Origin of the sequence: Sphingobium fuliginis, assembly GCF_015074805.1 — a bacterium.
GTDB classification, from domain to species: Bacteria; Pseudomonadota; Alphaproteobacteria; order Sphingomonadales; family Sphingomonadaceae; genus Sphingobium; species Sphingobium fuliginis.
Window position 1 is genome coordinate 629,635 of the sequence record NZ_CP060036.1, and the last position, 26,503, is coordinate 656,137.

Below are 26,503 nucleotides of genomic sequence, written 5' to 3' on the forward strand. Positions count from 1 at the left end.
GGAGAGGATCGGACAATGAACGAAATGATCAGCGTTTCGAGGCAGAAAGTCGCGGTGACGGCCGATCGCATCCCGGTCGACGCCTATATTTCGCGCGACTATGTGCGGCTGGAAAAGGAACGGCTCTGGCCCAAGATATGGCAGGTCGCCTGCCGCGCCGAAGAGATTCCCAATCCCGGCGATTTCTACACCTACGACATCGCGGATGAATCGATCGCGGTCGTCCGCCAGAAGGACGGGACCATCGCCGCCTATTTCAACGTCTGCCCCCACCGGGGCCGCCGCCTGACGGAAGGCTGCGGCCGGATGGGCAAGTTCCACTGCAAATATCATGGCTGGCAGTGGAGCCTGGACGGCAAACCGACAGAGATTGTCGACCGCCACGACTGGGGCGATGCCCTGCCGGACGAGGACGTTGCCCTGCAAAGGGTGAAGGTCGGGCAATGGGGCGGCTGGGTCTTCATCAACATGGACCCGGACAGCGAAAGCCTGGAGGATTTCCTGGGCGAGGCCAAGACGATCCTCGACCCGTTCGAGATCGAGCATATGCGCTATGCCTGGCGCAAGCGCATCGTCATGCCCTGCAACTGGAAGACCGCGCAGGAGGCCTTCATGGAGGGCTATCATGTGCAGACGACGCACCGCCAGCTGCTCGCCTACCAGGACGATTACACCTATTCCAAGGCCTATGGGAAACATGCGATGTTCGGCTATGCGCCGACCGCGCTGTTCGGCCTGCCCAGCCCGCGCGTCAGCGACCAGAGCGGCGACATCCGCAAGGGTTTCTACGAGTTCAACAAGGAAATCTGGGACACGCTCCAGGCGACCACCACGCAGGAAATGCTGGCGGCGGGCAAGCGCCTGATGGAATTGCCCGAGGGCGTCGATCCCTTCGCGCTCTACGGCGCCTTCGCCCAGTTCCATGCGGAGGAATCGGCCAGGAGCGGCCGTCCCTTTCCGGCGATCAGCGGGGAGCAGTTGATGAAGGCGGGGACCGACTGGAACATCTTCCCCAACCTCGTCTTCCTGCAACAGGCGACCAATGTGCTCTTCTATCGCGCCCGCCCCTATGGCGACGACCCGGACAAGTGCATCTTCGAAGTCAATGTGCTGGAGCGTTACGCGCCGGGCGCCGAGCCCAAGGTCGAGGTGGAAGACGGCGGCGACGGCAGCGACGGCCAATGGCGCGCCCTCAATTGGGGCCTCATCCTGGAGCAGGACTTCCAGAATATGGAGGAAGTGCAGAAGGGCATGAAGTCGCAGGCCTTCAGGACCGCCCGGACCAATCCCGTTCAGGAGGTGGAGATCAGCAATTTCCACCACGTCTATCATGACTATATGGGGAAGGCGGACTGAATGGACGAGACGAAGTTCGACGAGGTTGCCGACTTCGTCATCATCGGTTCGGGCGGCGGGTCGATGGCGGCGGGGCTGTACCTGAAGTCCATCGGCAAAACGCCGCTGATCCTGGAGAAGACCGACAGGCTGGGTGGTTCCACCGCCATGTCCGGGGGCGTGCTGTGGGTGCCCAACAATCACATCATCAGGGCCAAGGGCATCAAGGACAGCCATGAGATGGCCCGCACCTATATGGATGCGACCGTCGGCAACGATGGCGGGCCGGGCGCCACGCCGGAGCGCAAGGAGGCCTATCTGCGCAACGGGCCGGTCATGCTGAAATGGCTGGAAGATCAGGGCATGAAGTGGCTGCACACCGAAGGCTGGTCGGACTATTATGACGACCGGCCCGGCGGCGTGACGCGCAGCCGCTCCATCGGCGCGCCGATGCTGGATGCGCGGGAGATGGGGCCGCTGTTCGACAAGCTGCGGCTCGGGCCGATGGTGATGCCGCTGCCGACGGACAAGGCGGGTATTATCGGCCTCGCCACGCGGACCCCCCGCGGCATGTGGGAGGGGCTGAAGCTGCTATGGCGCATGCGTGTCGTCGCCAGGCGCGGAAAACCGATACTCAGCTTCGGTGGCGCATTGCAGGGGCGTCTGCTGATGCTGGCGGACAAGGCCGGCGTCGACATGCGCACGGAGCATGGCGTCACCGAGCTGATCGAGGAAGACGGCAGGATCGTCGGCGTCATCGCGGAGCATGGCGGCAGGACATTGCGCATCGGCGCCCGCGATGGCGTGCTGATCAATGCGGGCGGTTTTTCCCGCAATGCGGAGATGCGCAAGCAATATGGTCCTCAACCCAGTTCGGTGGAATGGACCAACGCCAATCCCGGCGACACCGGAGAGCTGATCCAGATTGCCGAAAGACATGGCGCCGCACTGGACCTGATGGACCAGGCCTGGTGGGTTCCCGGCACGGTCGTGCCCGAAGGCGGACCGGCGAACATGCATAATACGGACATTTCCAAGCCGCATTGCATCATCGTCAACCGCCATGGCCGCCGCATCCTGAACGAAAGCGGCTCCTATATGGAGAATGGCCAGCGGCTGTACCGCAATGACGTGCCTGCCTATGTCATCCTGGATAGCCGCCACCGCAAGCGCTACGCCTGGGGCTATTATCCGCCCGGCAAGACGCCGCAGTCCTGGCTGGACAGCGGCATGATGAAGAAGGCGGATTCGATCGAGGAACTGGCGCGCATCACCGGCATCGATCCCGCCGGGCTGAACGCGGAGATCGAGAAGTTCAACGGTTATTGCGAGACCGGCAAGGATCTGGACTTCAACCGGGGCGGGCGCGGCTATGACAATTGCTTTGGCGATCCGACGGTCAAACCGAACCCCAATTTGGGCAAGATCGACAAGCCGCCCTTCTACGTCATGGAGATCGTGCCCGGCGACGTCGGCACGTCGGGCGGTGTCGTGACCGACGAGAATGCCCGTGTCCTGCGCGCTGACGGATCGGTGATCGAGGGTCTCTACGCCACCGGCAATTCCACGGCTTCGGTGATGGGCCGCTGCTACCCGGCGGCGGGCGCGAGCATCGGCGCGTCCTTCATTTTCGGATGGATCGCCGCCCACCATGCCGTAGGCGGCAATGGCTGATCGGGGCCAGGCCCCTCCCGAACAGGGCGGGGCCTGTCAGTCAGGCTTCATTTTCGCCGCGGTTTCGCCCGCCATTCGCTAGCGGTCATGCCGGCATGCTGGCGGAACATCGCCCGAAACAGTCGGCTGTCCGAATAGCCGACCAGTTGCGCGATGCGGTCCACCGATCGCGTGGATTTTTCGAGCATGCGCACCGCCGCCTGAAAGCGAAGCTGCCCGACATAGGCCTTGGGCGACAGGCCCAGCGCCTTGTGAAAGCGGCGGTTGAGCGTCGCCGGGCTGGTCGACAGATGCCCCGCCAGTTCGGCCATGTTGATCGGCCCGGTGAAACGCTGCTCGATCCACAATTGCGCGCGGGCGACCAAAGGGTCGGGCGCCAGCAGTTCCTTCTCCTCATAGTCCTGCCCCACGATCGAGGAGAGCCATCGGGCAATGTCGGGGGAGATCATCCGCTCCAGCACCCGGATGATCAGTTGCAGGTCGTTGCCCATGCCGTTGCCGATCAGCAGATGGCCGTGATCCACCAACCCAAACCGCTCCTCGAACGGCTGGCGGGGGAAAAGCATGCGGGTCAGCGGCTGCATCGCCCGCGCCACCGGAACCGCAAGATCGGCGGTGAAACCGCCCGCCATCAACAGGGTGGAAGCCGCTCCGCTGGCGCCGATCACCGCGCCCATCGCCGATTGGCGGCGGAGCCAGTCGAGCAGCGGACCTGCCTCCGCCAGGCGGCGTTCCAATGGCTCGCGCCCCCCGGCGCGGAAGGCGGGCAGCCAGATGAAAGCCATCGGTTCATCCCGGTTCGCGGGGCCGTCGACCGGAAAGGATCGGCCGTCGCCCAGCACGACCGGCCCGCCGTCGGCGGAGAGGATATGCAGCTTCGTTTCCATGCGCATCTGGTCTTCGCCGGCGAAAACATGCTCCACCCGGTCGCGGGCGATCAGGAAGCTGTCCACGAGCGCGCCGATGCTGCTGAAATAGGCGCCGGGCAGCGCGACAAGGGCGAAATCAAAGGCCATGACTGAGAGAAAATAGCCGGTATATGCGCAAATACTCCCTGTCAATCTGCCTCGCCCTGGGCGAACAGCAGGTCTTGCACGCTGGACGGATCACGCGCTTGGGTCCATCTGCGCGACCGACGAGGAGAGAGCCCGCATGCCCGAACCGATCCGCCATTATGACCGCCTTGCCGGAAAGGTGGCGATCGTCACCGGCGCTGGAGCGGAAGGGGATGATGTCGGTATCGGTCGTTCCATCGCCCTGCTCATGGCAGCGGAAGGCGCACGACTTGTTTGCGCCGATCTGGACCCGGCGCGGGCGCAGACAACGGTGGAACGGATCAAAGCCGATGGTGGGTGCGCCGTTGCGGCTGGAGGCGATGTCGGTGACCCGGACGTCTGCGGAAAGCTGGTCGATGCGGCCGTTGCGGCATTCGGCAGGCTCGACATATTGGTCAACAATGTCGGCATTTCGGGACCGGCCACGCTCGAAACCATGACGCTGGACCAGTGGAACCGGACGCTGACCACCAATCTGACCAGCGTGATGCTGATGAGCCAGGCGGCCATTCCCCTTATGGTGCGCGGCGGCGGGGGATCGATCGTCAACATCTCCTCGCTGGCGGGCATAAGGGCGATGGGGGCGATCGCCTATGGCCCGTCCAAGGCGGCGATGGCGCAGCTTTCCCGCGAGATCGGCGTGCTGCATGGCCGCGACGGCATCCGCGTGAACACCGTGGCGCCCGGCCATGTCATGACGCCCCATGCAGCGCGTTACATGTCCGAGGAGATGCGCGAGATGCGGCGGAAGGTAAGCCCCCTCGGCATTGAGGGCGACGCCTGGGACGTGGCGCAGGCGGTGCTGTTCCTCGCCAGCGACGAGGCCCGCTTCGTCAACGGCGTCGAACTGGCGGTCGATGGCGGCGTCGTGGGGATCGGACCGCTCGCAGGCCATGGCTTCATCGCGGAAAGCTGACGGGGTCGCGGGCAAATATCATGACTGCGATCAATCTCGTCCCGACGCTCGGGACGATTGAGTAAAAATATCCTTTCGACATGATCGTTCCCCAGAGCCGCAACAGCGGCCAGACCGGCGCCAGTGCCGGACGATCAGGAGAGGAAGGATGACCATGTTCCGGTCCGCATTGCTTGCCGCCACATCGCTCTTCGCCACCGCAGCCGCCGCGCAGGACGCCGCACCGCAGGACTCGGGCATGGCCCAGGCGTCCGACATCATCGTGACCGCCCGCCGGCGCGAGGAGGCGTTGCAGGACGTGCCGATTTCGATCACCGCCGTCAGCGGCGACTCTCTTGCGCGAAGCGGCGTCAGCGACGCGCTGGGGCTGCAAAGCCGCGTGCCCTCGCTCAGCCTCACCAACCAGGGCACCAGCCGGAACGAGCTGGGCTTCGCCATTCGCGGTCAGCGCACCCAGGAATCGCAACTGCTCACCGATCCGCCGGTCGGCACCTATTTCGCTGAAGTGGTCCAGGCCCGCAGCGTCGGCTTCGCCTACGCGCTCTACGACCTGCAATCGACCCAGGTGCTGAAGGGCGTGCAGGGCACGTTGTTCGGCCGCAACATGACCGGCGGCGCGGTGCTGATCGAACCCAACAAGCCGGTGGACGATTTTCATGCCGAATTGCGCGGCCAGATCGGCAATTACGACATGCGCGACATTTACGGCATGGTGAACCTGCCCCTTACGGAAGGTCTCGGCGTGCGTTTCGCGGGCAAGATCAGGAAGCGGGATGGCTTCACCAGGGATGTTCTGACCGGTCGCGACTATGACGATCAGGATTACCAGACCTTCCGAACCTCGATCCGCTTCGCGCCGACGCCTGAATTCGAATCCAATACGATCGTCGATTATATCAAGACGAACGAACATGGCACGGCGCTGGTCGGCACCGCCGCCAATCCCGCCGCGCCCGCCATCGCCGGATATGCGACGCTGCGCGGCTTCGGCATTCCGGTATCGGACGTCGTCGGCCAGTTCGCGGCGCAGCAGGCGCGGCCGCATTATCGCTTCGCATCGGGATCGGGAACGGGCGGCACGCTCGACGCCTATCAGACCCAGCCTTTTGAACGGCTGAAGAACCGGGGCGTCACGAACCGCACCACCTACAGCCTTGATACCATCACCTTCAAGAATATCGTCGGCTATCGCAAGCTGGACTTCGACCAGGTCATGGACCTGGATGGCGTGCCCGCCTATCTCATCAATTCCAATCGCTATCGCAGCATCGAACAGTTCAGCGAGGAATTCCAGATCCAGGGCAAGGCGATCGAGAACCGGCTGGATTATGTATTGGGCGCCTATTATTTCGTCGAGAAGGGGAAGGATGGTTCCACGTCCAGCCAGTTCCCGGAACTGGCGATAGCCGGCTCGGGATTGCCGCTCAACACTCCGGCCGCGACTTTCCTCAACGCCTATGCGGGCAGCGGCAAGGCGAAGACTTTCGCGCTGTTCGCGGCGGGCACCTATGCCTTCACCGACCAGTTCAAGGTTTCGGCGGGCATCCGCTACACGACCGACAAGCGCAATGCGCGGATTTTCGCCTATTATCCCAATCTGGGCACATGCCTGTTCCGCGTGGACACCGGCACGACCTCCTTCGTTCCCGCGACGCTGGCCGACTGCCCGCAGACCAACAGCAAGAAATGGGACGCCTTCACCTGGGACGTCACGCTGCAATATGAACCCAACGCGAATCTGACGACCTATATCTCGACCCGGCGCGGTTTCCGCTCCGGCGGTTTCTCGCTGCGGGCGGCGTCGACCGACGAATTGCAGCCCTTCGATCCGGAAACCGTGCAGGAATATGAGGTGGGGCTCAAGACGCGCCATCCGCTGGGCGGCGCCACGCTGACCAGCAGTCTCGCCATCTTCTATCAGGACTATAAGAACGTCCAGAAGCAGACATCGTCCATCGACAGCGCGGGCAATGTCAACACGATCATCGACAACACCGCCCGGCAGAAAAATTATGGCGGCGAGCTGGAACTGGGCCTCATCGCGGGTCCGCTCAACATCAGCGCCTTCTATTCCTATGTCGGCGTGGAGATCAGCCAAGGCCGCCAGCCGGGCGAATTCGCGCTGGTCGGGTCGCCCCATCATCAGATGGGCGCGAATGTCAGCTATGAGATCCCCCTGTCGGGCGATGCGGGCGCGATCAACCTCAACGCCAATGTCAGCTATCGCACCAAACAGCATCTCGACAAGAATGACGTGCTGGCGACCGAACCGGGATATGAACTGGTCAACCTGCGCGCGGGTTGGGACAATATCTTCGGTACCGGACTGGGCGCGGCGGCCTTCGTCAACAACCTGACCAAAAGCTATTATCGTGTGGGCGTGATCGGCATCTACAACGAGGCCGGCTACATCTCCTCCGTCTATGGCGAACCGCGCACCTATGGGATGGAATTGTCCTACAAATTCTGATCGAAGCGTCACCGGCGCCGGACCTTCGAGTCCGGCGCCGATGATTGAGGGCGGGCATGGCCAAGCCGCTTCGACATCCAATCCCGGTACATCAGCACATCGCCAATCACCGGACCGATACTTGCCGAATAAACTATCCTCCCGTTCCGAGTGCGTCTAACGGGGCGGGATGAACGGTGGCGGACAAGGGTATCACGACAATGCGCGCGGGGCGCTGTGGATGCTGGCCTCCGGCTTTGCCTACAGCATCGCCATGGCGCTGGTGAAGCTGCTGGGCGACGACTATTCGTCGGCAACGCAGAATTTCGTGCGGCAGGGCGTCGGCCTGATCGCATTGGCGCCCTTCATCCTGCGGCGGCCCCGCAGCGCTTTCATGCTGCGCCGGCCGATGCTGATGATCCTGCGCTGTGCGGCCACCAGCCTGTCGATCATCCTTGCCTTCAACAGCTTTCACTTGTTGGGACTGGCGGAAGCGAACGCCCTGTCCTTCACCCGCACCCTGTTCCTCGTGCCGCTTGCCGCCCTGCTGCTGGGCGAAAAGCTGGATCGGCAAAGGCTCTTCGCCACGCTGGCGGGCTTTGCCGGGGTGCTGATCATCATCGCGCCCGGCTCCGCCCATTCGCTGATCGGCTGGCCGGCGGCCCAGGGGCTGCTGGCCGCGCTGCTCGTCTCCTGGTCGGTGATCAGCGTGAAGCAGATGACGCGCGATCATAGCGACCTGTCGCTTCTCACCTGGTCGACATTGCTGGGCCTCATCTTCACCGCACCGCTGGCCTGGAGCAGCTGGCGCATGCCCACGGCCGGGGATGCGCTGCTGCTGGCCGCCATGGGCGTGCTCGGCGTCGTGTCCCAAGCCTGCTACATTCGCGGCATGACCTTGGGAGAAGCGAGCCTGATGGGGCCGCTCGACTATGTCCGCATCCTTTTCGCCACGGCGCTGGGATATATGCTGTTCAGCGAATGGCCGCAGCCCGGCACCTATGTGGGATCGGCGCTGATCATCGGCACCGCCATCTACATCACCCTGCACGGGCGGCGGCGCGCTTGATCCTCGCTCAGCCTCTTTCCACGTCCGGGCCGAAATCGGGCGTCTCGGCGGCCGTCCAGGGCAGATGGCGGAAATAGCGCGCGCCTGCTTCCGCCTGATTGTGCACGGGCGTGAGCAGGCTTTCGTCCCCGATCTCCCCGATCCTTTGGGCGACCCGCTCGGCGCTGATCTCCGCGTCGAAAATCTCCCCTGTTTCCGCGAAGATCAGGCTCGACAGGCGACCGCCGCCCGTCAGCAGGATGCGGCCGGTCTCGGTGCAATCGCGGCTCAGGAACCAGGCCATTGCCGCCGCCACCTTCTCGGGCGGCAGGTTGTCGCGGAACCAGGCGACCGTGGAGGGATCGGGTATCTGCTCGATCAGCCGGGAATAGGATGTCGGCATCACGGCATTCACCACTATGCCAAGCGGCCTGCCCTCGATCGCGGCGTCCAGCGTCAAGCCCAGCATGCCCGCCTTGGCCGCAGCATAGGGGGCATTGCCGCCGACGCCAAGCGCGCCGTTGGAACTGACATTGAGGATGCGGCCATGGCGCTGCGCCGCCATATGCGGCCAGGCGGCGCGCATCAGATGGTGGCCACCGATCAGGTTCGTCGCATAATGGCGCTCGATCGCCTCGTCATCATGGGCGGTGAAGGGTCCGGCAATACCCGTGCCGGCATTGTTGACCAGAACATCGATCCGTCCAAAGGCACTCAGGGCCGCCTGGACGATGGCCCGCGCATTCGCCGCCGTGCCGACCGCCAGACCATTGGCGATCGCCTGCCCACCCGCCGCCGTGATTTCCGCGACCACCGCTTCGGCTGGAGCGGAACTGCCATTCTGTTCGCCCAGAACGCCGCCGCCATAGTCGTTGACGACCACGGCGGCGCCGCGCCGCGCCAGTTCCAGCGCATAGGCGCGCCCCATGCCACCGCCTGCTCCCGTCACGATGGCCGTCTGGCCGGAAAAATCGATGGTCATGCTGTCATCGCCTTCACCAGTTCCGGCATGATCTCCGCGCCGGACGCAAAAGAGCTGGTCCATTCGGGCTGCGCGGTCAGGCCCCGCATCACGCTGTCGATGTCGCCTTCCGACAATTGGCGAACCGGCCCTTCCAATATCTGGACGCGGCGGACATGGCTTGCGCCCGCATGATAGATGCCGCCCGAGGTCGAACATCTGTCGCTGCATAGCCAGCCAACGACCGGCGCGACATGATCGGGCGAGGCATAGTCGGCCCATTCCGCCGGAATGCTGCCCGAGGACATAGGCGTATAGGCTGCGGGAGCGACGACATTGACGCACAGGTCCGCGCCAGCCGGGACATCGATCGCCAAAGAACGGGCGAGGCCCACCATCGCCGCCTTGGACGCCGCATAATCGGCCGATCCGACCTGTCCCCACAGTCCGGCGCTGGAGCCGGTCAGCACGATCCGCCCATAGCCCGCTTTCACCATGGCGGGCCACACGGCCTTCAGCCCCACCAGCACGCCGCGCAGGTTGATGTCGAGCAACGCATCCATTTCCTCCAGCGTCACCGTGCCGAAATCGCGGAACGCCTGAACACCCGCATTGCTGACGAAAATGTCGGGCGCGCCGAAATGCCGCCCAGCGATCCGCACCATTTCGGCGGCGGCCTGCGGCATCTGCACAGGCCCGTCATGCGCGACCGCCCGGCCGCCTGCCGCCACGATCTCCTCCACGACGGCCCGCGCCGAGGATGAGCCGTCCGGCGCCGGACGGTTGCTCACGACCACGGCGCAACCATGGGCGGCGAGCCATTGCGCATAGGCGCGGCCCAGCCCCTTAGCGGCGCCGGTGACGATGGCGGTGCGGCCCGAAAGGTCGAGCATCCCGCTCACAACATCATCTGCCCGCCGTCGACATTGATCGTCTGGCCCGTCACATAACGGCTGTCCTCGCTCGCCAGGAACAGCACGGCAGGGCCGATGTCCTCTGCGCAATCGCCCAGATAGCCGAGCGCGATCAGCTTCATGACCTTCTCCGCTTCTTCCGGGAAGTCCTTCACCCATTGTTCGGCAATGGGGCTGAGAGCGGCCGGGCAGATCACATTGACGCGGACTTTATATTTGCCCAGTTCCCGCGCGGCGGTGCGGGACAGGCCGCGAATGGCCTCCTTGGTCGCGGCATAGGCGGCGAATCCGACGCCGCCATGAATCCCCTCATAGGAACCGAAATTGATGATCGATCCGCCCTTTTCCTTCATATGCGGGACAGCCGCCTGCATATGCTGGAACGTTCCATAGAGACCGGATTCGATCGTCAGCGCGAACAGCGCGTCGTCCGTATCCTCGAACATGGTGCCGGGTTTGGACGTCTGGGCGTTGTTGACCAATATGTCGAGCCCGCCGAACAGTTGGACCGCCCTGGCGACGGCGGCCTCCGCATCGGCGCGCACGCCGGCGGTCCCCGCGATCCACGCCGCTTCGCCGCCCTCCGCCTTCAAGCCGGCGACCGCCGCTTCCAGCTTGTCGGGCGTGCGGCCGGTGATCAGCACCTTCGCGCCTTCCCGCAGGAAAACCTGCGCGATGCCCAGACCCACGCCCTGGCCGCCGCCGGTGACGATCGCGACCTTGCCGCTCAATCTGCCAGCCATATTCTCTCCTTTTGAATCTTTTGGGGTCAGGCGCCGATGAACTCGCGCAGCGCCCGGTGGAAATTCGACACGCTCCGTTCCTGCACGGGATTGGTGCGCGATCCGGTGAAGCCCGTGGAGCGCATGCCCCGCTGCACTTCGGTCATATTCTCGAAATCCTGCGTCAGGATCAGGCCCCAGGCGTCATGATCGCGCCAATCCTTGAATTCCTGCCGTTCCAGCGGCGGCTCCTGTCCTTCGGGATAGAGGACCAGCGAATAGACTTCGAAGATGCACCGTTCCGGATCATTGCGGTCGGGACGCGCGCGATAGGCGAGCATCGCATCGGGCGCGGGCAGGAAGACCATGTTCGGGAACAGGTGCCAGTCCGCCCCGGCTCGCCCGATCTCCTCCGGCGTCAGCGATGGGAAGGGGATGCCGCGTTCCTGCGCCGCCTCGAAGGCGATCTGGCCATATTTCATCAGCACGTCGAGCAGGGAGGCGTCCTCCGGCAGTTCGTCGACAAGCCGGTCCGCCAGTTCCGCCATGTGCGGCGGGATCGAGGCTTTCAGATCCTCCTCCAGCATCAGGACGAAGTCGCGGACGTTGCGGCGATAGTCGACCTGCGTGCTGGCAAGCCGGGGGGAGCGCTCGCCCAGCGAAATGCGCCCCGGCGCAAGCTGGTAACTGCCATGGCGTCCCTCGGCAAAGGACAGGGCCTCGTCATCGTGGACGGGCAGCAATTGGGTATGGGTCGTCTGGACGTGATAGCCCTCGTTGAAGGCTTCCAGCGCGGTCTTCCAGTTGCAGTCGATGCCCGTGCGCTTGTACCAGCGATAGCGCATCTTCTCGAACGGATAATTGCGGAAAACATCCGGAATGGGCGAGAGGAAGTCGAGCAGCGGTTCGGCATCCCCGTCCATGCAGATGAAGACGAATCCGCCCCAGCGATCAACCCGGACTTGCGGCAGGGCGATGTCCTCGTCCTTCAGGCTGCCGTCCCAATTATCGCGGTCGACCACATGGGCGATGGTGCCGTCCAGCTTCCAGGACCAGCCATGAAAACGACAGTACAGGCGGGCGGCATGGCCGCACCCTTCCGTCAGGCGGCGGCCGCGATGCTGGCACGCATTATGATAGGCCGCGATCCTGTCCGCCGCGACACGCACGACGATGATGGATTCGTCCAGCACGTCATAGGTCACATAATCCCCGACGCGGGGAATCTCCTCCTCGCGGCAGGCCATCTGCCAGGTGCGGGGCCAGAGCCGCCGTTGTTCCAGCCGCGCGAAATCGCGGCTGACATAATCTTCCTTCGGGATGAAATCCTCTGGCCCTGCCTTTTTCCTGCGGGTGATCTTCGGCTGTAGCGCGGCGGCTGGCTGGTTCACGATTGCTGCCCTCTCCTGAGACCTTGCCATCAGCTTCCCGCGCCCACATGGCGCAAGTCAATGTCGCGGGTCCACGCGGCCCGGATCATCGCCAGTCTGATCCCTGCCCGCCCGATCGGATGGATTTACCGTCAACCGTTCGGCTGCGAGAAGCGGATCATGGCAGGCTCACATCGGCGGCGACGCGCCGTCATGGGCGGCGATGGAGGCCATGATCTCCGCCGTGGTGGGATTGCGGCGCAGCGTCAGCCCGCCCGTCACATGGAAGGTCTGGCCCGTCATGAAACATTCGTCGCTGGCCATGAACAGCGCCGCATTGGCGATGTCTTCCACCGTGGTGATCCGGCCCAGCGGATATTCCTTCGCATAGGCCTCCACCATGCCGGGCACGTTGAACCCGCCCAGCATCGGCGTGATGGTCAGGCCCGGCGCCAGGATGTTCGCGCGGATGCCATGCCTGCCATATTCATAGGCGACAAAGCGCGTCATCTGGTTGAGCGCGGCCTTGGCGCCCATATAGCTGCAATGATCGTCGGACATGATGTCGGCCACGGCGGAAGAGATGTTGACGATCGCGCCGCCCCTTCCGTCCGGCCGTTCCCGCTTCATCGCGCCGACCATCACCTGCATGAAGAACAGCCCGCCCTTGAAGATGACGGAGAGGATCGAATCGATCTGCTCCTCCGTCTCCTCCTCGAAGGGCGCGAGGAAGCCGATGGCCGCCGCATTGACGGCGATGTCGATCGCGCCATGCCGCGCCAGCACCGCGTCCGCCAGCGACTGGATCTGGTCGCGGCTGCGGATGTCGCACGGAATGGCGGTGGCTCCGGTCGCGGCGGCGAACGCGTCCAGCCCTTTCTGGCCGCGACCGGACACGACGACATGCGCGCCTTCCTCCAGGAAGCGATGGGCGATCGCCTGTCCCATATTGCCTTCCCGCGTCGCGCCCATGATCACAGCGACCTTGCCTGACAGACGGCCCATGATGCTCTCCTTATCCATTCTGTTCCGACGACCGCGCGATCAGCGATTCAAAGTCGCGATGGGGCGGGAATTTGCGGCGGAAGACCGCATTGGCGCGCAGCGCTATCTCGCCGTCCGCGCTGAAGCGGCATTGCGCGAAGCCAAGATTGGGCGTCCAGCGCAGAACCTCCGCCCGTCCTTCCACCCATTGGCCTTCCGCCGCCGCGCCCAGGAAGTCGATGCTCATCGAAACGGTGGGCCCGCTCAGTCCTGTCACGAACCCGACATTCACGCCCATGACCACATCGGCCATCGTGGCCCAGGTGCCGCCATGACAATGGCCGCGCGGGTTGCAGTGCTGCTGTCCGACATGAAAGCCCAGCGTCACATGGCCGTCCGCTTCCCGGCGGATGTAAACCGGGTCGAAGCCGCCGATCACATCGTCCATCCGGTCCAGCCGGTGGAAGCCCGCCGGCACGTCCGCCATCCTCGCCTTTGCATTTTGCATAAGCGGCAGGACTGCGCCCTCCACCCGGACGGGGCAAGACGGGGAGGGTGCAAGGATCACATGGCCGATAGGCGGCGGGGCCAGCCTCGCCAGCGCGGCACGGGGCGCGCTATGCTGGCGCGATAGGGATTTGGAGAGCGGAACATGGGCATGAAATGGCTGAAATCGACGGACTGCATCAGCTTCGCGGTGCGCGACAATGTGGCCCGCATCACCCTGAACCGCCCCGAAAAGCGCAACGCCCTGTCGGGCCAGATGCTCAAGGAATTGCATCAGGCGCTGCTGGAAGCGGACGACCGGCGGGACGCCAATGTCATCCTGCTTTCGGGCGAGGGCAGGGATTTCTGCGCTGGCTACGACCTGACGGACAGCTATGGCGGCGCGGCCGACGCGGCGACGGACTATCATCCCGCCGCCTATCGCAGCCGCGCGGGGACCATCGACGACGACATCTGGAATCTGGAGCGGCAGCAGGAGCTGACCTCCATCATGCTGGACCTGCACAAGCCGATCGTGGCGAAGGTGCAGGGCAATTGCCTGGCGGGCGGCACCGACCTCGCTTTCTCCTGCGACATCGTGCTTGCCGCCGACGACGCGAAGATCGGCTTCCCCGCCGCCCGCGCCAACGGCACGCCGCCGACGAACCTGTGGTTCTATCATTGCGGTCCGCAGTGGACCAAGCGCATGCTGTTCACCGGCGACACGATCAGCGGCATCGACGCGGCGCGCATCGGCATGGTGCTGGAAGCCTATCCGGCCGAGGAACTGGATTTCGAGGCGGATGAGATGGTGCGCCGCATCGGCAGCGTCGACGCGGAAATACTCGCCACGCACAAGCGCGTCGTCAATGCGCAGATGGAGCTGGCGGGGGCGAAACAATCCCTGCGCTATGCCGCCGAACTCGATGCCCGCGCCCATCTCAGCACCGGCCCGCGCCGCAGCCGGTTCCGCAAGGACATGGCGGAAAAGGGATTGAAGGAAGCGCTTGCCAATCGCGACGCGCCGTTCGGCAAGGGGCGGATAGAGCTTCGCGCCCGCCGTCCCCGGCCGGAATAGGGACGCCGCCTCATCCTTCACAATTGCGATATGGCAGGGGCGGGGCTTTCCTGCCCGCCAAAACATGGCAGATGCTGGACGGCGTATAGCGAAAATCCGGCCTTTCGAAAGGACGTCTGAAATGAGCAACAGGGCAACCCCCGATGCGGCGACACAGTTAGAGATCTACCGCCGCATGGCGCTGATCAAGGCGAATGACGAACGGTCGCGCAAGGTCATCATGAACGGGCGGCTGGTCATGCCCTATTACAGCCCGCGCGGTCAGGAAGTGATCCCCAGCGCCATTTCGGTCAATCTGACGGATGAGGATTATATCTGCACCATCTATCGCGGCAGCCACGACCAGCTAGCCAAGGGCCTGCCGCTCAAGGATCTGTGGGCGGAGGTCGCCGGCCGCACCACCGGCACCTGCAAGGGGAAGGGCGGTCCGATGCACGTCACCTATCCCGCCAAGGGCATCATGGTGACGACCGGCATCGTCGGGTCCACCATGCCCATCGCCAACGGCCTTGCCTGGGGATCGCAGCTGCGCGGCGACGGTCGCGTGACGGTCGCCTCCTTCGGGGATGGCGCGGCCAATATCGGCGCCTTCCATGAATCGCTCAATCTGGCCGCCGTCTGGAAGCTGCCGGTGATCTTCGTGTGCCAGAACAATGAATGGGGCGAGCACACCGCCTATGACAAGACCAGCAACGTCAAGGTCGCGGATCGCGCCGCCGCTTATGGCATGCCGGGCGTGCGGGTGGACGGCAACGACCCCTTCGAAATGTACGCCGTGGCGCAGGAGGCGATCGCCCGCGCCCGCGCCGGAGAGGGGCCGACGCTGATCGAGGCGATGACCTATCGCTTCTTCGGCCACGTCTTCGGCGATGCCGACGCCTATATGGACAAGGCGCGCAAGGCCGATGCGATGGCGAACGATCCCGTCCCGCGCTTCCGCGCGCAGCTCATCGAAACCGGCATCGCGACGGAGGAGCAATTGGCCGAAATGGAAGCCGCCATCGAGAAGGAGATCGACGAAGCGGTCGAATTCGCGCTGGCAAGCGACTTCCCCGTCGTGGAGGAACTGAAGCGCGACGTGTTCGCGGAGGAGATGGCCTGATGAACGCCGAGACCCCGATGGCCCCCGCAAATATTGTGAAGGCCGCCAAGGCGAATATCCTCCAGGGCATCAACGCCGCCATCGCGGACGCCATGGAGGAGGATGAGAATGTCATCGCGCTGGGCGAAGACCTGGCCGATCCGGAGGAAGGCGGCGTCTGCGGCGTCACCAAGGGGCTGTCGTCGCGCTTTGGCGAGCATCGCGTGCGCTCCACGCCCATTTCCGAACAGGCGATCATCGGCGCGGCCATCGGCGCCAGTCTGGTGGGCTTCAAGCCCATTGCCGAGATCATGTTGATGAACTTCACGACCGTGGCGATGGACATGATCGTCAACCATGCGGCGAAGCTGCGCTTCATGTCGGGCGGGCAGACCCATGTGCCCATCGTCATCCGCACCATGACCGGGACGGGTTTCGCCAGCGGCGGGCAGCATTGCGACTATCTGGAAGCCTGGTTCGCGCATACGGCGGGGATCAAGGTGGTCGCGCCCTCCAGCCCGAAGGACGCCTATGGCCTGATGCGCAGCGCCATCGACGATCCCGATCCGGTGCTGTTCATCGAGAATCTGCCCACCTACTGGTCGCCCGCCGAAGCGCCGGAAAAGGGCCATCGCGTGCCCATTGGCAAGGCCAATGTGCTGAGCGAGGGCAGCGACGTCACCATCATCGCCTATGCCCGCATGATCCAGGAGGCGATGCCCGCCGTCGCCAAGCTGAAGGAAGCGGGCATCTCCGCCGAACTCATCGACCTGCGCACCATCGCGCCGTGGGACAGGGAAACGGTGGTGAAGTCGGTCGCCAGGACCGGCCGCGCCATCATCGTGCATGAGGCGGTGACGCCCTTTGGCGCCGGCGCGGAAATCGCGGCGGTGCTGAACGAGGAGCTGTTCGGCAAGCTCAAGGCCCCGGTCCGACGGCTGGGCGGCGCTTTCTGCCCGGTTCCCTTCTCCAAACCGCTGGAAACCGCCTTCGCCCCGCAAACCGCCGACATCGTCGCGGCGGCAGAGGCCCTCGTCAAATCCTAATATCGCTCAGGGAGTTCCCAATGGCTGTTGAAGTATTGCTGCCCAAGATCGGCTTTTCGATGAATGAAGGCACGCTGGCCGAATGGCTGGTGGAAGATGGCGGCCAGGCCGTCGAAGGCCAGCCGCTCTATGCGCTGGAATCGGAAAAATCGACGCAGGAAGTGGAAAGCCCCGCCAGCGGCACCCTCAGGATCATCGCCCAGATCGGGGAAACCTATGAGGTCGGCACCCTTCTGGCGACCATCGGCTAAGCCCGATGCGCTACATCCTGCATGTCACCTCGCGCGCGGTGGCCGGGCGCGAGGCCGAATATGACCGCTGGTATGATGAGGTCCACTCGGTCGAGATGTGCCGGTTGCCGGGCATCCTGTCCTGTACCCGCTACAGGGAACTGGACATGACCGGAACCGAAACCGGCCTGTTCGTTGCCGATTATGAGGTTGACACGAACGATCCCGCGGCCCTGCTGAATAGCGTGTTCGCGGCGGCGCCGGCCATGCGGCTGACGGATTCCATCGACATGGAAAGCCCGCGCTTCACATTCCTCAAGCCAACGGGGCCTGAGCGCATATGAGCGATCTCCTGGCAGGTCTGGCCCCCTGGCCCACGGGCGACTTCTCAGTCTTTGGAGAGGTCGAGCAGCGCCCCCTCAGCAAGATCCAGAAATTCGTCGCGGCCTTTCTGGGCCGCAACTGGGTCGCCATTCCGCACGTCACCCATCAGGACGATGCGGACATCACGCAATTGGAGGAACGGCGCAAGGCGCATAACGCGGCGGGCGGCACGAAGCTGACCGCCGTGCCGCTGCTGGTGAAGGCGCTGGCCGACGGCCTGGCCGCCTTTCCGCAATTCAACGCCTCGCTCGATCCGGCGAGCGGCATGCTGACGCTCAAGAAATATGTGCATGTGGGCGTGGCGGTGGACACGCCGGGCGGCCTGCTGGTGCCGGTCATCCGGGACTGCGACCGCAAATCCGCGACGCAGATCGCGGAGGAGGTTGCCGCCCTTTCCGACAAGGCGCGGACCAAGGGCCTGTCGATGGCGGAAATGTCCGGCGGCTGCATCACCCTGACATCATTGGGGCATATTGGCGGGACCGGCTTCACGCCAATCGTCAACGCGCCCGAAGTCGCCATTCTGGGCGTCACGCGCGCCCGGCCGGTGCCGGTCCCGGGGGATGACGGCGGGATTGCGTGGCGGCAGATGCTGCCTCTGTCGCTCAGCTATGATCATCGCGTGATCAATGGTGCGGATGCGGCGCGTTTTTGCCGCTTCATCGCCGACCGGCTGGCGGCGGCCGACCTCTTCGCCTGAAAGCCGAAATGCGGTGCTGAACGAAATGCGGTTCTGGGGACGTCTCGTCTTTCGGCGGATCATTTTCCCGCTCTCATGGCCGCGAGCGCGTCCGCCGTCTCCGTCCAGATCGCGCCCATGTCCGGATGCCGGCGCGCTTTCGCCCGATAGCCCGCCAGATTGGGGCAGTCCGCGAGAGGATCGTCGAGCCCGAAGATTTGGGCGACCACCTCGCACAGCAACAGGCTGGGCAGCAATATGCAGTCCGCCTTGCTGATGGCGCCGCCCGCGGCGAAAGGGGCGTCTGCCGTGAACCGGTCGGTGAGCGCCAGCCCGTTGCGCCAATTGGCGATCTCGGCCGCGACCGTCGCCTCGTCGCGGGTCACAGGGTCCATCTGCTTGAACAAACGCGACATGGCAGGCGTGGCATAGAGTTCGAAACTGCGGATGATGTTGCGCATCCGCACCCGTTCGCCCGTATCGGCGGGCAATAAGGATGGAGCAGGGAAGCGCTCGTCCAGATAGTCGATGATGGTCTCCGATTCGGCAATCGCCAGCCCGTCGTCCGTCACCAGCACCGGCAATTTCCCGATCGGATTGATCGCCAGAAATTCAGGCGACCGCGTGCCGCCGCCCGGCGGAGGTTGCATGGCATAGTCCAGCGTCTTGACGCGCAGCGCCAGCCGCACGCGGGCGGCGAAGGGCGAAAGGGTGACGGCATAGAGGATCATGCCTCATCTCCATCGCGGTAGAGGCGCGCCAGCGTGCCTGCGAGCGGCGTCGGCACGAAACCGTCGCCAAAGGGCCAGTCCAGCATACCCGCCGCCGCCATGGTGCCGCCGTCGACATGCAGCGTCATGCCCGACACGAAGGTGGACAGGTCCGAACCCAGGAACAGCACGGCATCGGCGAGCGCGTCGACCGGCGGCTGTTCGCCCCTGGGGATGTACATTTCCAGGCCCTTGCCCTGGGCGTGAGCGGGCAGCCTGGCAAAACCCTCCGCGAAGGAGGGGGGCATGGCGGCCATATTGCCCCGGCTCAATGTCGTGTCCGGCGCGATGCAACTGACGCGGATCCTGTCCTTGCCCAGTTCCACCGCCATCGAACGGGTGAAGTTCGTCGTCGCCGCCTTGGCGCCCGCATAGACTGAAAAGCTGGCGGCGCCGCGATGCGCCTCTATGGTGGTGAAATTGACGATGCTGCCGCCATCGCCGGAACGCTTGATCAGCGGCACGGCGCGCTGCACCGACTGGACGACATAGCCATAGTTGCGATGGATGTCCCGGGCGATGTCGGCCCGGCTGGCTTCGGACAGCAATTGCCGCTTCGTTCCGCCCGCCACGTTCACCACTATGTCGAGACGTGGGCAGGCGCGTTCGACCTCGTCGTAAAAGGCGTCGAGCGCAGCTTCGTCGGTGGCATCGACGACCATGGCCGTGACCTGGCGGCCCATGGACCTGACCGCTTCCTCCGTCCCCGCCAGCGCAGCCGCGTCGATGTCGCAGATCGCAAGGTCCACCCCCGCCTTGGCCAGCGCCAGCGATATGCCTGCCCCAATGCCGCCCCCGCCGCCGATGACGGCCGCCACTTTGCCGGCCAGATTGGCGCGTTCGTCCAGAAAACCGCTCATCCAGGACTCCTCTCCAGCTCATGTTGTTGCAGGGTTGCATGCAATGCGGCAAGGACGCCGCGGCAGACATCAAAAGGCCGATGAGATGGGGAGGAAGCCTATGCCGCGCGGCATTCCGATGTAGGATGCACGGCTCGACCATCCGGAACTTCCACAGCCTTGCCGAACGCTTCCTCGCATTTCCCTATTCCGGTCCGCCTGCGGCTCTGGACCGTTGCTGACCGCGGCAGGAGCAGAAGATGGATCGACTGACCGCGATGGAGGCCTTCGTCGCCGTGGCTGAGGCCGGTTCCTTCACCCGCGCCGCGCTGCGCCTCAACATCTCGACGCCCATGGTCACCCTGCATGTCAGGCGGCTGGAGGAACATCTGGGCGTGCGGCTGTTCAACCGCTCGACGCGCCGCGTCGACCTGACCGCCGAAGGGGGCCATTATCTGACCTATGCGCAGGCTGCGCTGGACGCCGTGGCCACGGCCGACATGGCGGTGCGGCCGGGGGCAGGCATAGCGGGACGCGTGCGGCTGGATGCCCCGGCCTCCATGGGGCAGGCGTTCGTCATGCCAGCACTGGCCGAATTCCAACGGGCCCATCCGCAGCTGATCCTCGACCTGACGCTAGGCGATCGAGGGACTTTCTTTCGCGTCGACGGCTTCGACCTGGTCATCCGCGCGGGCGAAGCGCCGCCCACGGGATGGAAGACCCTGACGCTCGGCACGACAAGGCTGATCTGCCTGGCATCGCCTGACTATATCGCACAGCACGGCCAGCCGTCGGAAGCCGATGACCTGACTCAGCATCGCGCCATACTCTATGCCAGCGTGGAAATGCCGGGCGGCAATCCGCTTCAATTGCGGCACGGCGACCGCACCGTCCGCGTGCGACCGCCGACGGCCTTCACATTCAACGACGGCGCGGCGATATTGTCCGCAACCCTCGCCGGTCTGGGCGTCGGCCAGACGCTGGAAATGCTGGCCCGCGACCATATCCGCGCCGGTCGCCTGATCCCGCTGCTGCCGGAAGCGAACTGGCCCCGGCTGCCTGTCGTGCTGATGGGCGCCCCGGATCGTATCGCCCTGCCGCATGTGCAGGCCGCGCTCGCCTTCCTGACGGAGCGGATCGACTGGCGCCTCGACCCCGGCTGATCCGTCAGGCCGCCAGATCGGCCGGCCTGCACAGCGCGGGCGTGCCCTTGGTGCTGATCCGGTAGAGCAGCCGCCGCTTGCCGGGTTCGTCGGAATATTCGATCGGCGTGGCGCTGTGCAGCACCTGGAAATTGTCCCACAGGAAGATGTCGCCGGCCTCGACCTTGTAGCGCGTGACGAACCGGGGCTGCGTGCAATGGGCGCGCAACCGGTCGATCAGCGCGCGCCCCTCGTCAACGTCCAGCCCCTCCGCGCCGAAGGCCGAACCGGACAGATAGAGCGCCTTTCGTCCCGACACCGGATGACGCATCACCAACGGATGCGAAACAATGCCGTGCCGTGCGGTATTTTCCGGAATGAAGGGGATCTTCTCACCCGGCAGGGCCGGGGACCCGCCCAGGCAGTGCAATCCGGTGAGCCCGTCGATCCTGGCCTTCATGTCCTCGTCCAGCGCATCATAGGCCATGACCGTGCTGGCGATCAGCGTTTCGCCGCCTTCATCGGGCGTTTCCACACCATAGAGCATGGTCACGCTGGCGGGCACCGCTTCATAGCTGCTGTCCTGATGCCAGAATTTGGCGCCGTCGCGATAGCGCTCGGGCGTGGCGGCGGCATTGGTGATCCGGATCATCTCCGGAAAGTCATCCTTCCTGTGCGACGGCAGGTGGAACATCAGCGGGTCGCCCCATTGATGGCCAAAGGCGACATAGTCCGCATCGGTCAGCCGCTGCCCGCGTATCGCGAGAATTTGATGTTCGTGCAGCGCCGCGATCAAGGCGCGCAAGGTCTCGTCGCTCTGGGGGACGGAAAGGTCGACGCCTTCGACGATGGCGCCGAAGGGACCGGGCATGGCGCTGATGATCATGGGGAATCCTCTCAATTTCCTGGGAGGCATCATAGGCTCCAACAAAAATAAAGCAAATGCTTTAATATGAGGTCTGGCCATCCTTTGCGGGCCAGCTACAAGCATCGCCATGGCCTCCTCTTCCCGCAGCGAAACCACCCGCCGGCAGCTTTGCCTCGCGGCAGAGACATTGGTGGCGCAATCGGGGATCGGCGTGGCGACGCTGCGCGCTGTCGCGATTGCCGCCGGGCAGAAGAACACCGCCGCCGTCAGCTATCATTTCGGCAGCGTGGAGGAACTGCTGCGCGCCGTCATCGACATGCGGCTCCGGGATACGGAGGCGGAGCGCGCACGGATGATCCGGAAAAGCGGTCCCTCGCTGGAGGATGTTGACGCCTTCACCGCCTGGCGCTGCATGATGCGGCCCTATTTCCTCCTCGACGATGAACAGACGCCGCACGCCCATATCCGGTTCATGATGCACATGAGCGCGGCGGGTCTGCTCAGCGATCCGTTCGATGCGCGCATCCCGCGGCCGGGCGCGCCCAGCATCGCGGCCCTGCTGGAGCGGTTGCACGCCGCGCTGGCCTGGCTGCCGCCGCAACTGGGCCGGGCCCGCATCGCGCTGGCGGGGGCGATGATGTGGAATGCGGTGGCGCTGTTCGACAAGCATGGCTTTGGCGAGGAGCAGCCCGCGCTGGAGATGGAGACGCTGCTCACCGATGTCGAGAAACTGGCGCGGCTGGTGTTGAGCGCACCCGCCTGAAGGAGGGCAGGGCGCCCATTCCGCCATGCTATACGGTTTCGGCGGTTCCCAGCACGACCGTCGCTTCGCTCGACAACACGCCGCCATTGCCATGCGCGACGGCAAGGCGGGCGTTCCCGACCTGCCGTTCGCCGCATTCGCCGCGAAGCTGGCGCGTGGCTTCCACCAGCAGGAACAGGCCATACATGCCCGGATGCACGCAGGACAGGCCGCCGCCATTGGTGTTGAGCGCCAACCCGCCGCCCGGCGCGACATGGCCGCCCGAGACGAAGCGTCCGCCTTCCCCCTTGGGGCAGAAACCCAGATCCTCCAGGAACAGGATGGGCGTGATGGTGAACGCATCATAGAGCATCGCCACGTCCATGTCGGCGGGCTTGACCCCGGCCTGCGCAAAGGCCTGCGGACCCGAAATCGCCGCCCCCGTCACGGTGAGGTCGGGCATGGAGCTGATTTCGCGATGGGTGACGGCATGGGCCGCGCCCAGCACATGGACCGGCGCCCTGGCGCAATCCTTCGCCCGGTCGGCGCGCACCATCACCACGGCGGCCGCGCCGTCGTTGAACAGGCAGCAATCGCGCACGGTCAGCGGATCGGACACCATCCGCGCCTTCAGCACATCCTCGACGCTCAGCGGATCGCGCACCGCCGCCTCCGGATTCAGTTGCGCCCATTGCCGCGCCGCCACCGCCACTTCGGCCAGTTGCTCGCGGGTGGTGCCGTAGAGATGCATGTGCCGGCTCGCCGCCAGCGCATAGGAGGAGAGGGGAGCGAGCGGCTTGTACGGCGCTTCCCACGGGCTCTGGCGCGTCATGCCGACGCCGGGCGGCGGGTTGCTCGCCGGGTTGGAGCCATAGGCGATCAGCGCGCAGTCGATCAGCCCCGCCTCCAGCGCGAGCGCCGCCTGCTGCACATAGACCTCGAAAGCGGAGCCTCCGGTGCGGTTGCAGTCGGTGACCTTCGGCGTCAGGCCCAGATATTCGGCCAGTTCCATGCCGCCCAGCGCCTCATAGGGCGCGGAGGTGTAGAGCGCATCCACTTCCGACAGGGCAATGCCCGCATCGGCCAGCGCCAGCAGCGCGGCCTTCGCCGCCATGTCCACGGCGGACAGGCCGGGGCATTGGCCGATGCCATAGGTCGACGCGCCCACGATCGCGGCGCGCCCGCGCGGAAATCCATTGCCCATGCTCATGCGGGCACGAAGACGAGCAAAGGCTTGTCCCCCTCCTGGATGATGCTGGCCCTGACGGCCATGCCGATATGGATGTCATCGACCGGCACGCCATCGACGCGGCTCATGAGGCGCGGTCCTTCGGCCAGGTCGACCAGAACGACGCTGTAGCTGTCGGCCGGGTCCTTCTTGCGCACGATGGTGACGGCATGCACCGTTCCAGCCCCGGATGCGCTCACCCATTCCAGATCCTCCGCGCCCGTGCCCGGCTCCATGACGCGGGGGTAGAAAACATGGCCGCCGGTCGACCGGCTGCGCTGGATCATGAAACGACCCTCGGCCAGATGCGCGCGCCATTCCGCTTCGGGCTGGAGCATCCGCGTCACTCGCCCCGGAACAGCGGCTTGCGCTTTTCGCGGAAGGCGGCCAGGCCTTCCTCATGGTCTTCGGTGCGGCTCATCAGCGGCTGGATCGCGGCCTCCAGCTCCAGATATTGCTCGAACCCGTTGTTCCAGCTCAGATCGAACTGGCGCTTTGCCATGCCCATGGCGATGCTGGGGCCGGACGCGAAGCTTTCCGCCAGCTCCATCGCCCGGTCCATCAGTGCATCCTGGGCGACCTTCTCATAAGCGATGCCCATGGCCACCGCTTCGTCGGCACGGATGATGCGACCCGAATAGACCAGTTCCTTGGCCTTCTGCACGCCCAGCGACTGGCGCAGGTGCCAGACAAGGCCGCCATCGGGCGCCAATGCGATGTTGCGGAATATCGCGGCAAAGCGGGCCTGTTCGCCCGCCAGCACGATGTCGCAGGCCAGCGCGTAGGAAAAGCCCACACCCACGCATATGCCCGGCACGGCTGCAATGGTCGGCTTCTTGAGCGAATATATGGCCTTCGCGATGCGGTTGAGCGTGTACATCCGGTCCATCGATCCGGTGACGCCGCCCTTGCGCATGCCCGACACGTCCATGCCCGAACAGAAGTCGCCACCTGCTCCGGTCAGGATGACCGCGCGCACGTCCTGATCCATCGCGATGTCCTCGAACGCGCCATATAGCTGGCCGCGCATCTCCTGGGTAATCGCATTCTTGGTCTGCGGGCGGTCAAGCGTCACGATCGCGACCTGACCCTGCTTTTCGACGATGATGGTCATGGGGAGCGCTCCCTGTTTCTTGTCACACCTGCTTTGTGGACCGGCATGGTCCGGGTCAAGAATGGCGCGCGGCTTCATCAAAGACGTGATGAGGCAAGCGCCTTTATGGAAAGCCGCGCCATCAGCCCCTATCTGCGCCCCAGCTTCTGACGGGAGATTTCGAAGCATGAAGGATGCGGCCATCGTCGCCACCGCACGCACGCCGATCGGTAAGGCGCACCGGGGCGCTCTCAACAATATCCATGGCGCGACGCTGGCGGCGCACTCCATCCGCGCCGCCGTGGAACGTGCCGGAATCGATCCGGCGGAGATCGATGACGTCCTGCTGGGATCGGCGCGGTGCGAAGGCGCTGTGGGTTCCAACGTCGCGCGCCAGGCTGCGTTGCGCGCGGGCCTGCCGATCAGCGTGTGCGGCATGACGCTGGATCGAAAATGCTCCTCCGGCCTCCAGACCATCGCCATCGCCGCGCAGCGCATCCGCAGCGGGGAGGGGGGCGTCTATGTGGCCGGCGGCGTGGAAACCGTCAGCCTGGTCGACCCGCATCGCAACCTATTTCGCAGCAAGGACGAATGGCTGCTGGACCATAAGCCCGAAATCTACATGGCGATGAACCTGACCGGCGACATCGTGGCCCGCCGCTACGGCATCAGCCGCGAAGCGCAGGATGCATTCGCCGTGACGAGCCAGTCTCGCACCGCGAAAGCCCAGGACAAAGGCTGGTTCGACGAGGAGATCGTGCCGGTCGCCACGACGAAGAATGTCGTGGACAAGGCGCTGGCCGTCACGGGTCAGGAAAAGGTCACGCTGACGCAGGACGAATGCAACCGGCCCGGCACGGACATGGAGGGGCTCGCCAAGCTGAAGCCCTTGTTCGAAGGCGGTTCGGTGACGGCGGGCAATTGCAGCCAGTTGTCGGACGGCTCCAGCGCCTGCATCATCATGGATGCGGACGAAGCGGCGCGGCGCGGTCTGCCGATCCTGGGTCTCTACAAGGGCATGCAGGTGGCTGGATGCGAGCCGGACGAAATGGGCATCGGGCCGGTCTTCGCCGTGCCGAAGCTGCTCGACCGGGCCGGGCTTTCGGTATCCGACATCGACATTTGGGAACTGAACGAGGCTTATGCCAGCCAGGCGCTCTACTGCATCGACCGGCTGGGCATCGACCGGGCCAGGGTCAATGTCGACGGCGGCGCCATTTCGATCGGCCACCCCTTCGGCATGACCGGATCGCGCATGACCGGCCATGCCCTGCTGGCCGGCAAGCGGCTGGGCGCGAAGAACGCCGTCGTCACCATGTGCATCGGCGGCGGCATGGGCGCCGCCGCGCTGTTCGAAATCATTTGACGGCCAGGCGGGCGATCGCGCCCGCTTGCCGCTTCCTTTGCGG

General features: G+C 64.8%; 27 protein-coding genes. 14 read left to right on the top strand and 13 right to left on the bottom strand.

Annotated elements, in window-relative coordinates:
- The first annotated feature begins 15 nt into the window (after positions 1–15).
- On the top strand, positions 16–1,356 hold the full coding sequence (locus H5V43_RS19010) for an aromatic ring-hydroxylating oxygenase subunit alpha (RefSeq protein ID WP_025551469.1): 1,341 nt from the start codon (positions 16–18) through the stop codon (positions 1,354–1,356).
- On the top strand, positions 1,357–3,009 hold the full coding sequence (locus H5V43_RS19015; RefSeq protein WP_025551467.1) for an FAD-binding protein: 1,653 nt from the start codon (positions 1,357–1,359) through the stop codon (positions 3,007–3,009).
- A gap of 47 nt (positions 3,010–3,056) precedes the next feature.
- On the opposite strand, the gene H5V43_RS19020 is transcribed toward H5V43_RS19015, so the two are convergent.
- On the bottom strand, positions 3,057–4,025 hold the full coding sequence (locus H5V43_RS19020; RefSeq protein ID WP_025551465.1) for a GlxA family transcriptional regulator: 969 nt from the start codon (positions 4,023–4,025) through the stop codon (positions 3,057–3,059).
- Positions 4,026–4,161: 136 nt separating this feature from the next.
- Between H5V43_RS19020 and H5V43_RS19025 the strand changes: the two genes are divergently transcribed.
- From H5V43_RS19025 to H5V43_RS19035, 3 genes are all read left to right on the top strand, one after another.
- Positions 4,162–4,980, top strand: coding sequence for an SDR family NAD(P)-dependent oxidoreductase (locus H5V43_RS19025; protein WP_025551463.1), 819 nt, complete (start codon positions 4,162–4,164; stop codon positions 4,978–4,980).
- Positions 4,981–5,128: 148 nt separating this feature from the next.
- Positions 5,129–7,450, top strand: a complete 2,322-nt coding sequence (locus tag H5V43_RS19030) for a TonB-dependent receptor (RefSeq protein ID WP_193666818.1) — start codon at positions 5,129–5,131, stop codon at positions 7,448–7,450.
- 169 nt (positions 7,451–7,619) lie between these two features.
- Positions 7,620–8,498, top strand: a complete 879-nt coding sequence (locus H5V43_RS19035) for a DMT family transporter (protein WP_044660667.1) — start codon at positions 7,620–7,622, stop codon at positions 8,496–8,498.
- 7 nt (positions 8,499–8,505) lie between these two features.
- Here the strand turns inward: H5V43_RS19035 and H5V43_RS19040 are convergent, their stop codons facing one another.
- The 6 genes from H5V43_RS19040 to H5V43_RS19065 all read right to left on the bottom strand — a co-directional run bounded on the left by H5V43_RS19040 (position 8,506) and on the right by H5V43_RS19065 (position 13,915).
- Entirely contained in the window at positions 8,506–9,459 is a 954-nt protein-coding gene (locus tag H5V43_RS19040) for an SDR family NAD(P)-dependent oxidoreductase (protein WP_025550246.1), read from the bottom strand.
- On the bottom strand, positions 9,456–10,331 hold the full coding sequence (locus tag H5V43_RS19045) for an SDR family NAD(P)-dependent oxidoreductase (protein ID WP_037483354.1): 876 nt from the start codon (positions 10,329–10,331) through the stop codon (positions 9,456–9,458). The genes H5V43_RS19040 and H5V43_RS19045 overlap by 4 nt, the downstream gene beginning before the upstream one ends.
- A gap of 5 nt (positions 10,332–10,336) precedes the next feature.
- The gene (locus tag H5V43_RS19050) at positions 10,337–11,095 is read right to left on the bottom strand and encodes an SDR family NAD(P)-dependent oxidoreductase (protein WP_025550250.1); all 759 of its coding nucleotides are present in this window, start codon (positions 11,093–11,095) and stop codon (positions 10,337–10,339) included.
- A 26-nt stretch (positions 11,096–11,121) separates the two neighbouring features.
- Entirely contained in the window at positions 11,122–12,465 is a 1,344-nt protein-coding gene (locus H5V43_RS19055) for an aromatic ring-hydroxylating dioxygenase subunit alpha (protein WP_025550251.1), read from the bottom strand.
- 168 nt (positions 12,466–12,633) lie between these two features.
- Positions 12,634–13,449, bottom strand: a complete 816-nt coding sequence (locus H5V43_RS19060; RefSeq protein ID WP_025550253.1) for an SDR family NAD(P)-dependent oxidoreductase — start codon at positions 13,447–13,449, stop codon at positions 12,634–12,636.
- A 10-nt stretch (positions 13,450–13,459) separates the two neighbouring features.
- The gene (locus tag H5V43_RS19065; RefSeq protein WP_025550255.1) at positions 13,460–13,915 is read right to left on the bottom strand and encodes a PaaI family thioesterase; all 456 of its coding nucleotides are present in this window, start codon (positions 13,913–13,915) and stop codon (positions 13,460–13,462) included.
- A 171-nt stretch (positions 13,916–14,086) separates the two neighbouring features.
- On the opposite strand from H5V43_RS19065, the gene H5V43_RS19070 reads away from it, so the two are divergent.
- The 6 genes from H5V43_RS19070 (at position 14,087) to H5V43_RS19095 (ending at position 18,433) form a co-directional block, all read left to right on the top strand.
- A complete protein-coding gene (locus H5V43_RS19070) occupies positions 14,087–14,992 on the top strand; it encodes a crotonase/enoyl-CoA hydratase family protein (protein WP_229742582.1) in 906 nt (301 codons plus the stop codon).
- Positions 14,993–15,113: 121 nt separating this feature from the next.
- A complete protein-coding gene (locus tag H5V43_RS19075; protein WP_025550259.1) occupies positions 15,114–16,094 on the top strand; it encodes a thiamine pyrophosphate-dependent dehydrogenase E1 component subunit alpha in 981 nt (326 codons plus the stop codon).
- Positions 16,094–17,119, top strand: coding sequence for an alpha-ketoacid dehydrogenase subunit beta (locus H5V43_RS19080; protein ID WP_193666819.1), 1,026 nt, complete (start codon positions 16,094–16,096; stop codon positions 17,117–17,119). Before H5V43_RS19075 ends, H5V43_RS19080 begins: the two co-directional genes overlap by 1 nt.
- Before the next feature lie 20 nt (positions 17,120–17,139).
- The gene (locus H5V43_RS19085; protein WP_025550263.1) at positions 17,140–17,370 is read left to right on the top strand and encodes a biotin/lipoyl-containing protein; all 231 of its coding nucleotides are present in this window, start codon (positions 17,140–17,142) and stop codon (positions 17,368–17,370) included.
- 5 nt (positions 17,371–17,375) lie between these two features.
- Positions 17,376–17,693: a hypothetical protein gene (locus H5V43_RS19090; protein WP_025550265.1), complete on the top strand. Its 318-nt coding sequence runs from the start codon at positions 17,376–17,378 to the stop codon at positions 17,691–17,693.
- On the top strand, positions 17,690–18,433 hold the full coding sequence (locus H5V43_RS19095) for a 2-oxo acid dehydrogenase subunit E2 (RefSeq protein ID WP_025550267.1): 744 nt from the start codon (positions 17,690–17,692) through the stop codon (positions 18,431–18,433). Before H5V43_RS19090 ends, H5V43_RS19095 begins: the two co-directional genes overlap by 4 nt.
- Before the next feature lie 59 nt (positions 18,434–18,492).
- Here the strand turns inward: H5V43_RS19095 and H5V43_RS19100 are convergent, their stop codons facing one another.
- Positions 18,493–19,143 carry a glutathione S-transferase family protein gene (locus H5V43_RS19100; protein WP_025550269.1) on the bottom strand — a complete coding sequence of 217 codons (651 nt, stop codon included), beginning with the start codon at positions 19,141–19,143 and terminating at the stop codon, positions 18,493–18,495.
- On the bottom strand, positions 19,140–20,042 hold the full coding sequence (locus tag H5V43_RS19105; RefSeq protein ID WP_025550271.1) for an SDR family NAD(P)-dependent oxidoreductase: 903 nt from the start codon (positions 20,040–20,042) through the stop codon (positions 19,140–19,142). The genes H5V43_RS19100 and H5V43_RS19105 overlap by 4 nt, the downstream gene beginning before the upstream one ends.
- Before the next feature lie 239 nt (positions 20,043–20,281).
- Between H5V43_RS19105 and H5V43_RS19110 the strand changes: the two genes are divergently transcribed.
- Complete coding sequence (locus H5V43_RS19110) at positions 20,282–21,184, top strand: LysR family transcriptional regulator (RefSeq protein WP_025550273.1); 903 nt, start codon at positions 20,282–20,284, stop codon at positions 21,182–21,184.
- A 4-nt stretch (positions 21,185–21,188) separates the two neighbouring features.
- On the opposite strand, the gene H5V43_RS19115 is transcribed toward H5V43_RS19110, so the two are convergent.
- Positions 21,189–22,049 carry a TauD/TfdA dioxygenase family protein gene (locus H5V43_RS19115; RefSeq protein WP_025550275.1) on the bottom strand — a complete coding sequence of 287 codons (861 nt, stop codon included), beginning with the start codon at positions 22,047–22,049 and terminating at the stop codon, positions 21,189–21,191.
- Between the two features lie 109 nt (positions 22,050–22,158).
- On the opposite strand from H5V43_RS19115, the gene H5V43_RS19120 reads away from it, so the two are divergent.
- Positions 22,159–22,794 carry a TetR/AcrR family transcriptional regulator gene (locus H5V43_RS19120; protein WP_025550277.1) on the top strand — a complete coding sequence of 212 codons (636 nt, stop codon included), beginning with the start codon at positions 22,159–22,161 and terminating at the stop codon, positions 22,792–22,794.
- Positions 22,795–22,822: 28 nt separating this feature from the next.
- On the opposite strand, the gene H5V43_RS19125 is transcribed toward H5V43_RS19120, so the two are convergent.
- Genes H5V43_RS19125 through H5V43_RS19135 form a run of 3 tightly spaced genes read right to left on the bottom strand, consistent with a single transcriptional unit; the run spans position 22,823 to position 25,115 of the window.
- Complete coding sequence (locus H5V43_RS19125; RefSeq protein ID WP_025550279.1) at positions 22,823–23,977, bottom strand: thiolase; 1,155 nt, start codon at positions 23,975–23,977, stop codon at positions 22,823–22,825.
- 2 nt (positions 23,978–23,979) lie between these two features.
- Complete coding sequence (locus H5V43_RS19130) at positions 23,980–24,339, bottom strand: Zn-ribbon domain-containing OB-fold protein (protein ID WP_025550280.1); 360 nt, start codon at positions 24,337–24,339, stop codon at positions 23,980–23,982.
- Between the two features lie 5 nt (positions 24,340–24,344).
- The gene (locus H5V43_RS19135; RefSeq protein WP_025550281.1) at positions 24,345–25,115 is read right to left on the bottom strand and encodes an enoyl-CoA hydratase/isomerase family protein; all 771 of its coding nucleotides are present in this window, start codon (positions 25,113–25,115) and stop codon (positions 24,345–24,347) included.
- 166 nt (positions 25,116–25,281) lie between these two features.
- Here H5V43_RS19135 and H5V43_RS19140 point away from each other — a divergent pair, with 166 nt between their 5' ends.
- Positions 25,282–26,460 (top strand): acetyl-CoA C-acyltransferase, encoded by a 1,179-nt coding sequence (locus tag H5V43_RS19140; protein ID WP_025550283.1) that lies wholly within the window; start codon positions 25,282–25,284, stop codon positions 26,458–26,460.
- Positions 26,461–26,503 lie beyond the last annotated feature (43 nt).

Excerpts from the sequence above, each read along its gene's own strand:
- H5V43_RS19010 (WP_025551469.1), top strand. The coding sequence starts at position 16 with ATGAACGAAATGATCAGCGTTTCGAGGCAGAAAGTCGCGGTGACGGCC.
- H5V43_RS19015 (WP_025551467.1), top strand. The coding sequence starts at position 1,357 with ATGGACGAGACGAAGTTCGACGAGGTTGCCGACTTCGTCATCATCGGT.
- H5V43_RS19020 (WP_025551465.1), bottom strand. The coding sequence starts at position 4,025 with ATGGCCTTTGATTTCGCCCTTGTCGCGCTGCCCGGCGCCTATTTCAGC.
- H5V43_RS19025 (WP_025551463.1), top strand. The coding sequence starts at position 4,162 with ATGCCCGAACCGATCCGCCATTATGACCGCCTTGCCGGAAAGGTGGCG.
- H5V43_RS19030 (WP_193666818.1), top strand. The coding sequence starts at position 5,129 with ATGACCATGTTCCGGTCCGCATTGCTTGCCGCCACATCGCTCTTCGCC.
- H5V43_RS19035 (WP_044660667.1), top strand. The coding sequence starts at position 7,620 with ATGAACGGTGGCGGACAAGGGTATCACGACAATGCGCGCGGGGCGCTG.
- H5V43_RS19040 (WP_025550246.1), bottom strand. The coding sequence starts at position 9,459 with ATGACCATCGATTTTTCCGGCCAGACGGCCATCGTGACGGGAGCAGGC.
- H5V43_RS19045 (WP_037483354.1), bottom strand. The coding sequence starts at position 10,331 with ATGCTCGACCTTTCGGGCCGCACCGCCATCGTCACCGGCGCCGCTAAG.
- H5V43_RS19050 (WP_025550250.1), bottom strand. The coding sequence starts at position 11,095 with ATGGCTGGCAGATTGAGCGGCAAGGTCGCGATCGTCACCGGCGGCGGC.
- H5V43_RS19060 (WP_025550253.1), bottom strand. The coding sequence starts at position 13,449 with ATGGGCCGTCTGTCAGGCAAGGTCGCTGTGATCATGGGCGCGACGCGG.
- H5V43_RS19065 (WP_025550255.1), bottom strand. The coding sequence starts at position 13,915 with ATGGCGGACGTGCCGGCGGGCTTCCACCGGCTGGACCGGATGGACGAT.
- H5V43_RS19070 (WP_229742582.1), top strand. The coding sequence starts at position 14,087 with ATGAAATGGCTGAAATCGACGGACTGCATCAGCTTCGCGGTGCGCGAC.
- H5V43_RS19075 (WP_025550259.1), top strand. The coding sequence starts at position 15,114 with ATGAGCAACAGGGCAACCCCCGATGCGGCGACACAGTTAGAGATCTAC.
- H5V43_RS19080 (WP_193666819.1), top strand. The coding sequence starts at position 16,094 with ATGAACGCCGAGACCCCGATGGCCCCCGCAAATATTGTGAAGGCCGCC.
- H5V43_RS19085 (WP_025550263.1), top strand. The coding sequence starts at position 17,140 with ATGGCTGTTGAAGTATTGCTGCCCAAGATCGGCTTTTCGATGAATGAA.
- H5V43_RS19090 (WP_025550265.1), top strand. The coding sequence starts at position 17,376 with ATGCGCTACATCCTGCATGTCACCTCGCGCGCGGTGGCCGGGCGCGAG.
- H5V43_RS19095 (WP_025550267.1), top strand. The coding sequence starts at position 17,690 with ATGAGCGATCTCCTGGCAGGTCTGGCCCCCTGGCCCACGGGCGACTTC.
- H5V43_RS19100 (WP_025550269.1), bottom strand. The coding sequence starts at position 19,143 with ATGATCCTCTATGCCGTCACCCTTTCGCCCTTCGCCGCCCGCGTGCGG.
- H5V43_RS19105 (WP_025550271.1), bottom strand. The coding sequence starts at position 20,042 with ATGAGCGGTTTTCTGGACGAACGCGCCAATCTGGCCGGCAAAGTGGCG.
- H5V43_RS19110 (WP_025550273.1), top strand. The coding sequence starts at position 20,282 with ATGGATCGACTGACCGCGATGGAGGCCTTCGTCGCCGTGGCTGAGGCC.
- H5V43_RS19115 (WP_025550275.1), bottom strand. The coding sequence starts at position 22,049 with ATGATCATCAGCGCCATGCCCGGTCCCTTCGGCGCCATCGTCGAAGGC.
- H5V43_RS19120 (WP_025550277.1), top strand. The coding sequence starts at position 22,159 with ATGGCCTCCTCTTCCCGCAGCGAAACCACCCGCCGGCAGCTTTGCCTC.
- H5V43_RS19125 (WP_025550279.1), bottom strand. The coding sequence starts at position 23,977 with ATGGGCAATGGATTTCCGCGCGGGCGCGCCGCGATCGTGGGCGCGTCG.
- H5V43_RS19130 (WP_025550280.1), bottom strand. The coding sequence starts at position 24,339 with ATGCTCCAGCCCGAAGCGGAATGGCGCGCGCATCTGGCCGAGGGTCGT.
- H5V43_RS19135 (WP_025550281.1), bottom strand. The coding sequence starts at position 25,115 with ATGACCATCATCGTCGAAAAGCAGGGTCAGGTCGCGATCGTGACGCTT.
- H5V43_RS19140 (WP_025550283.1), top strand. The coding sequence starts at position 25,282 with ATGAAGGATGCGGCCATCGTCGCCACCGCACGCACGCCGATCGGTAAG.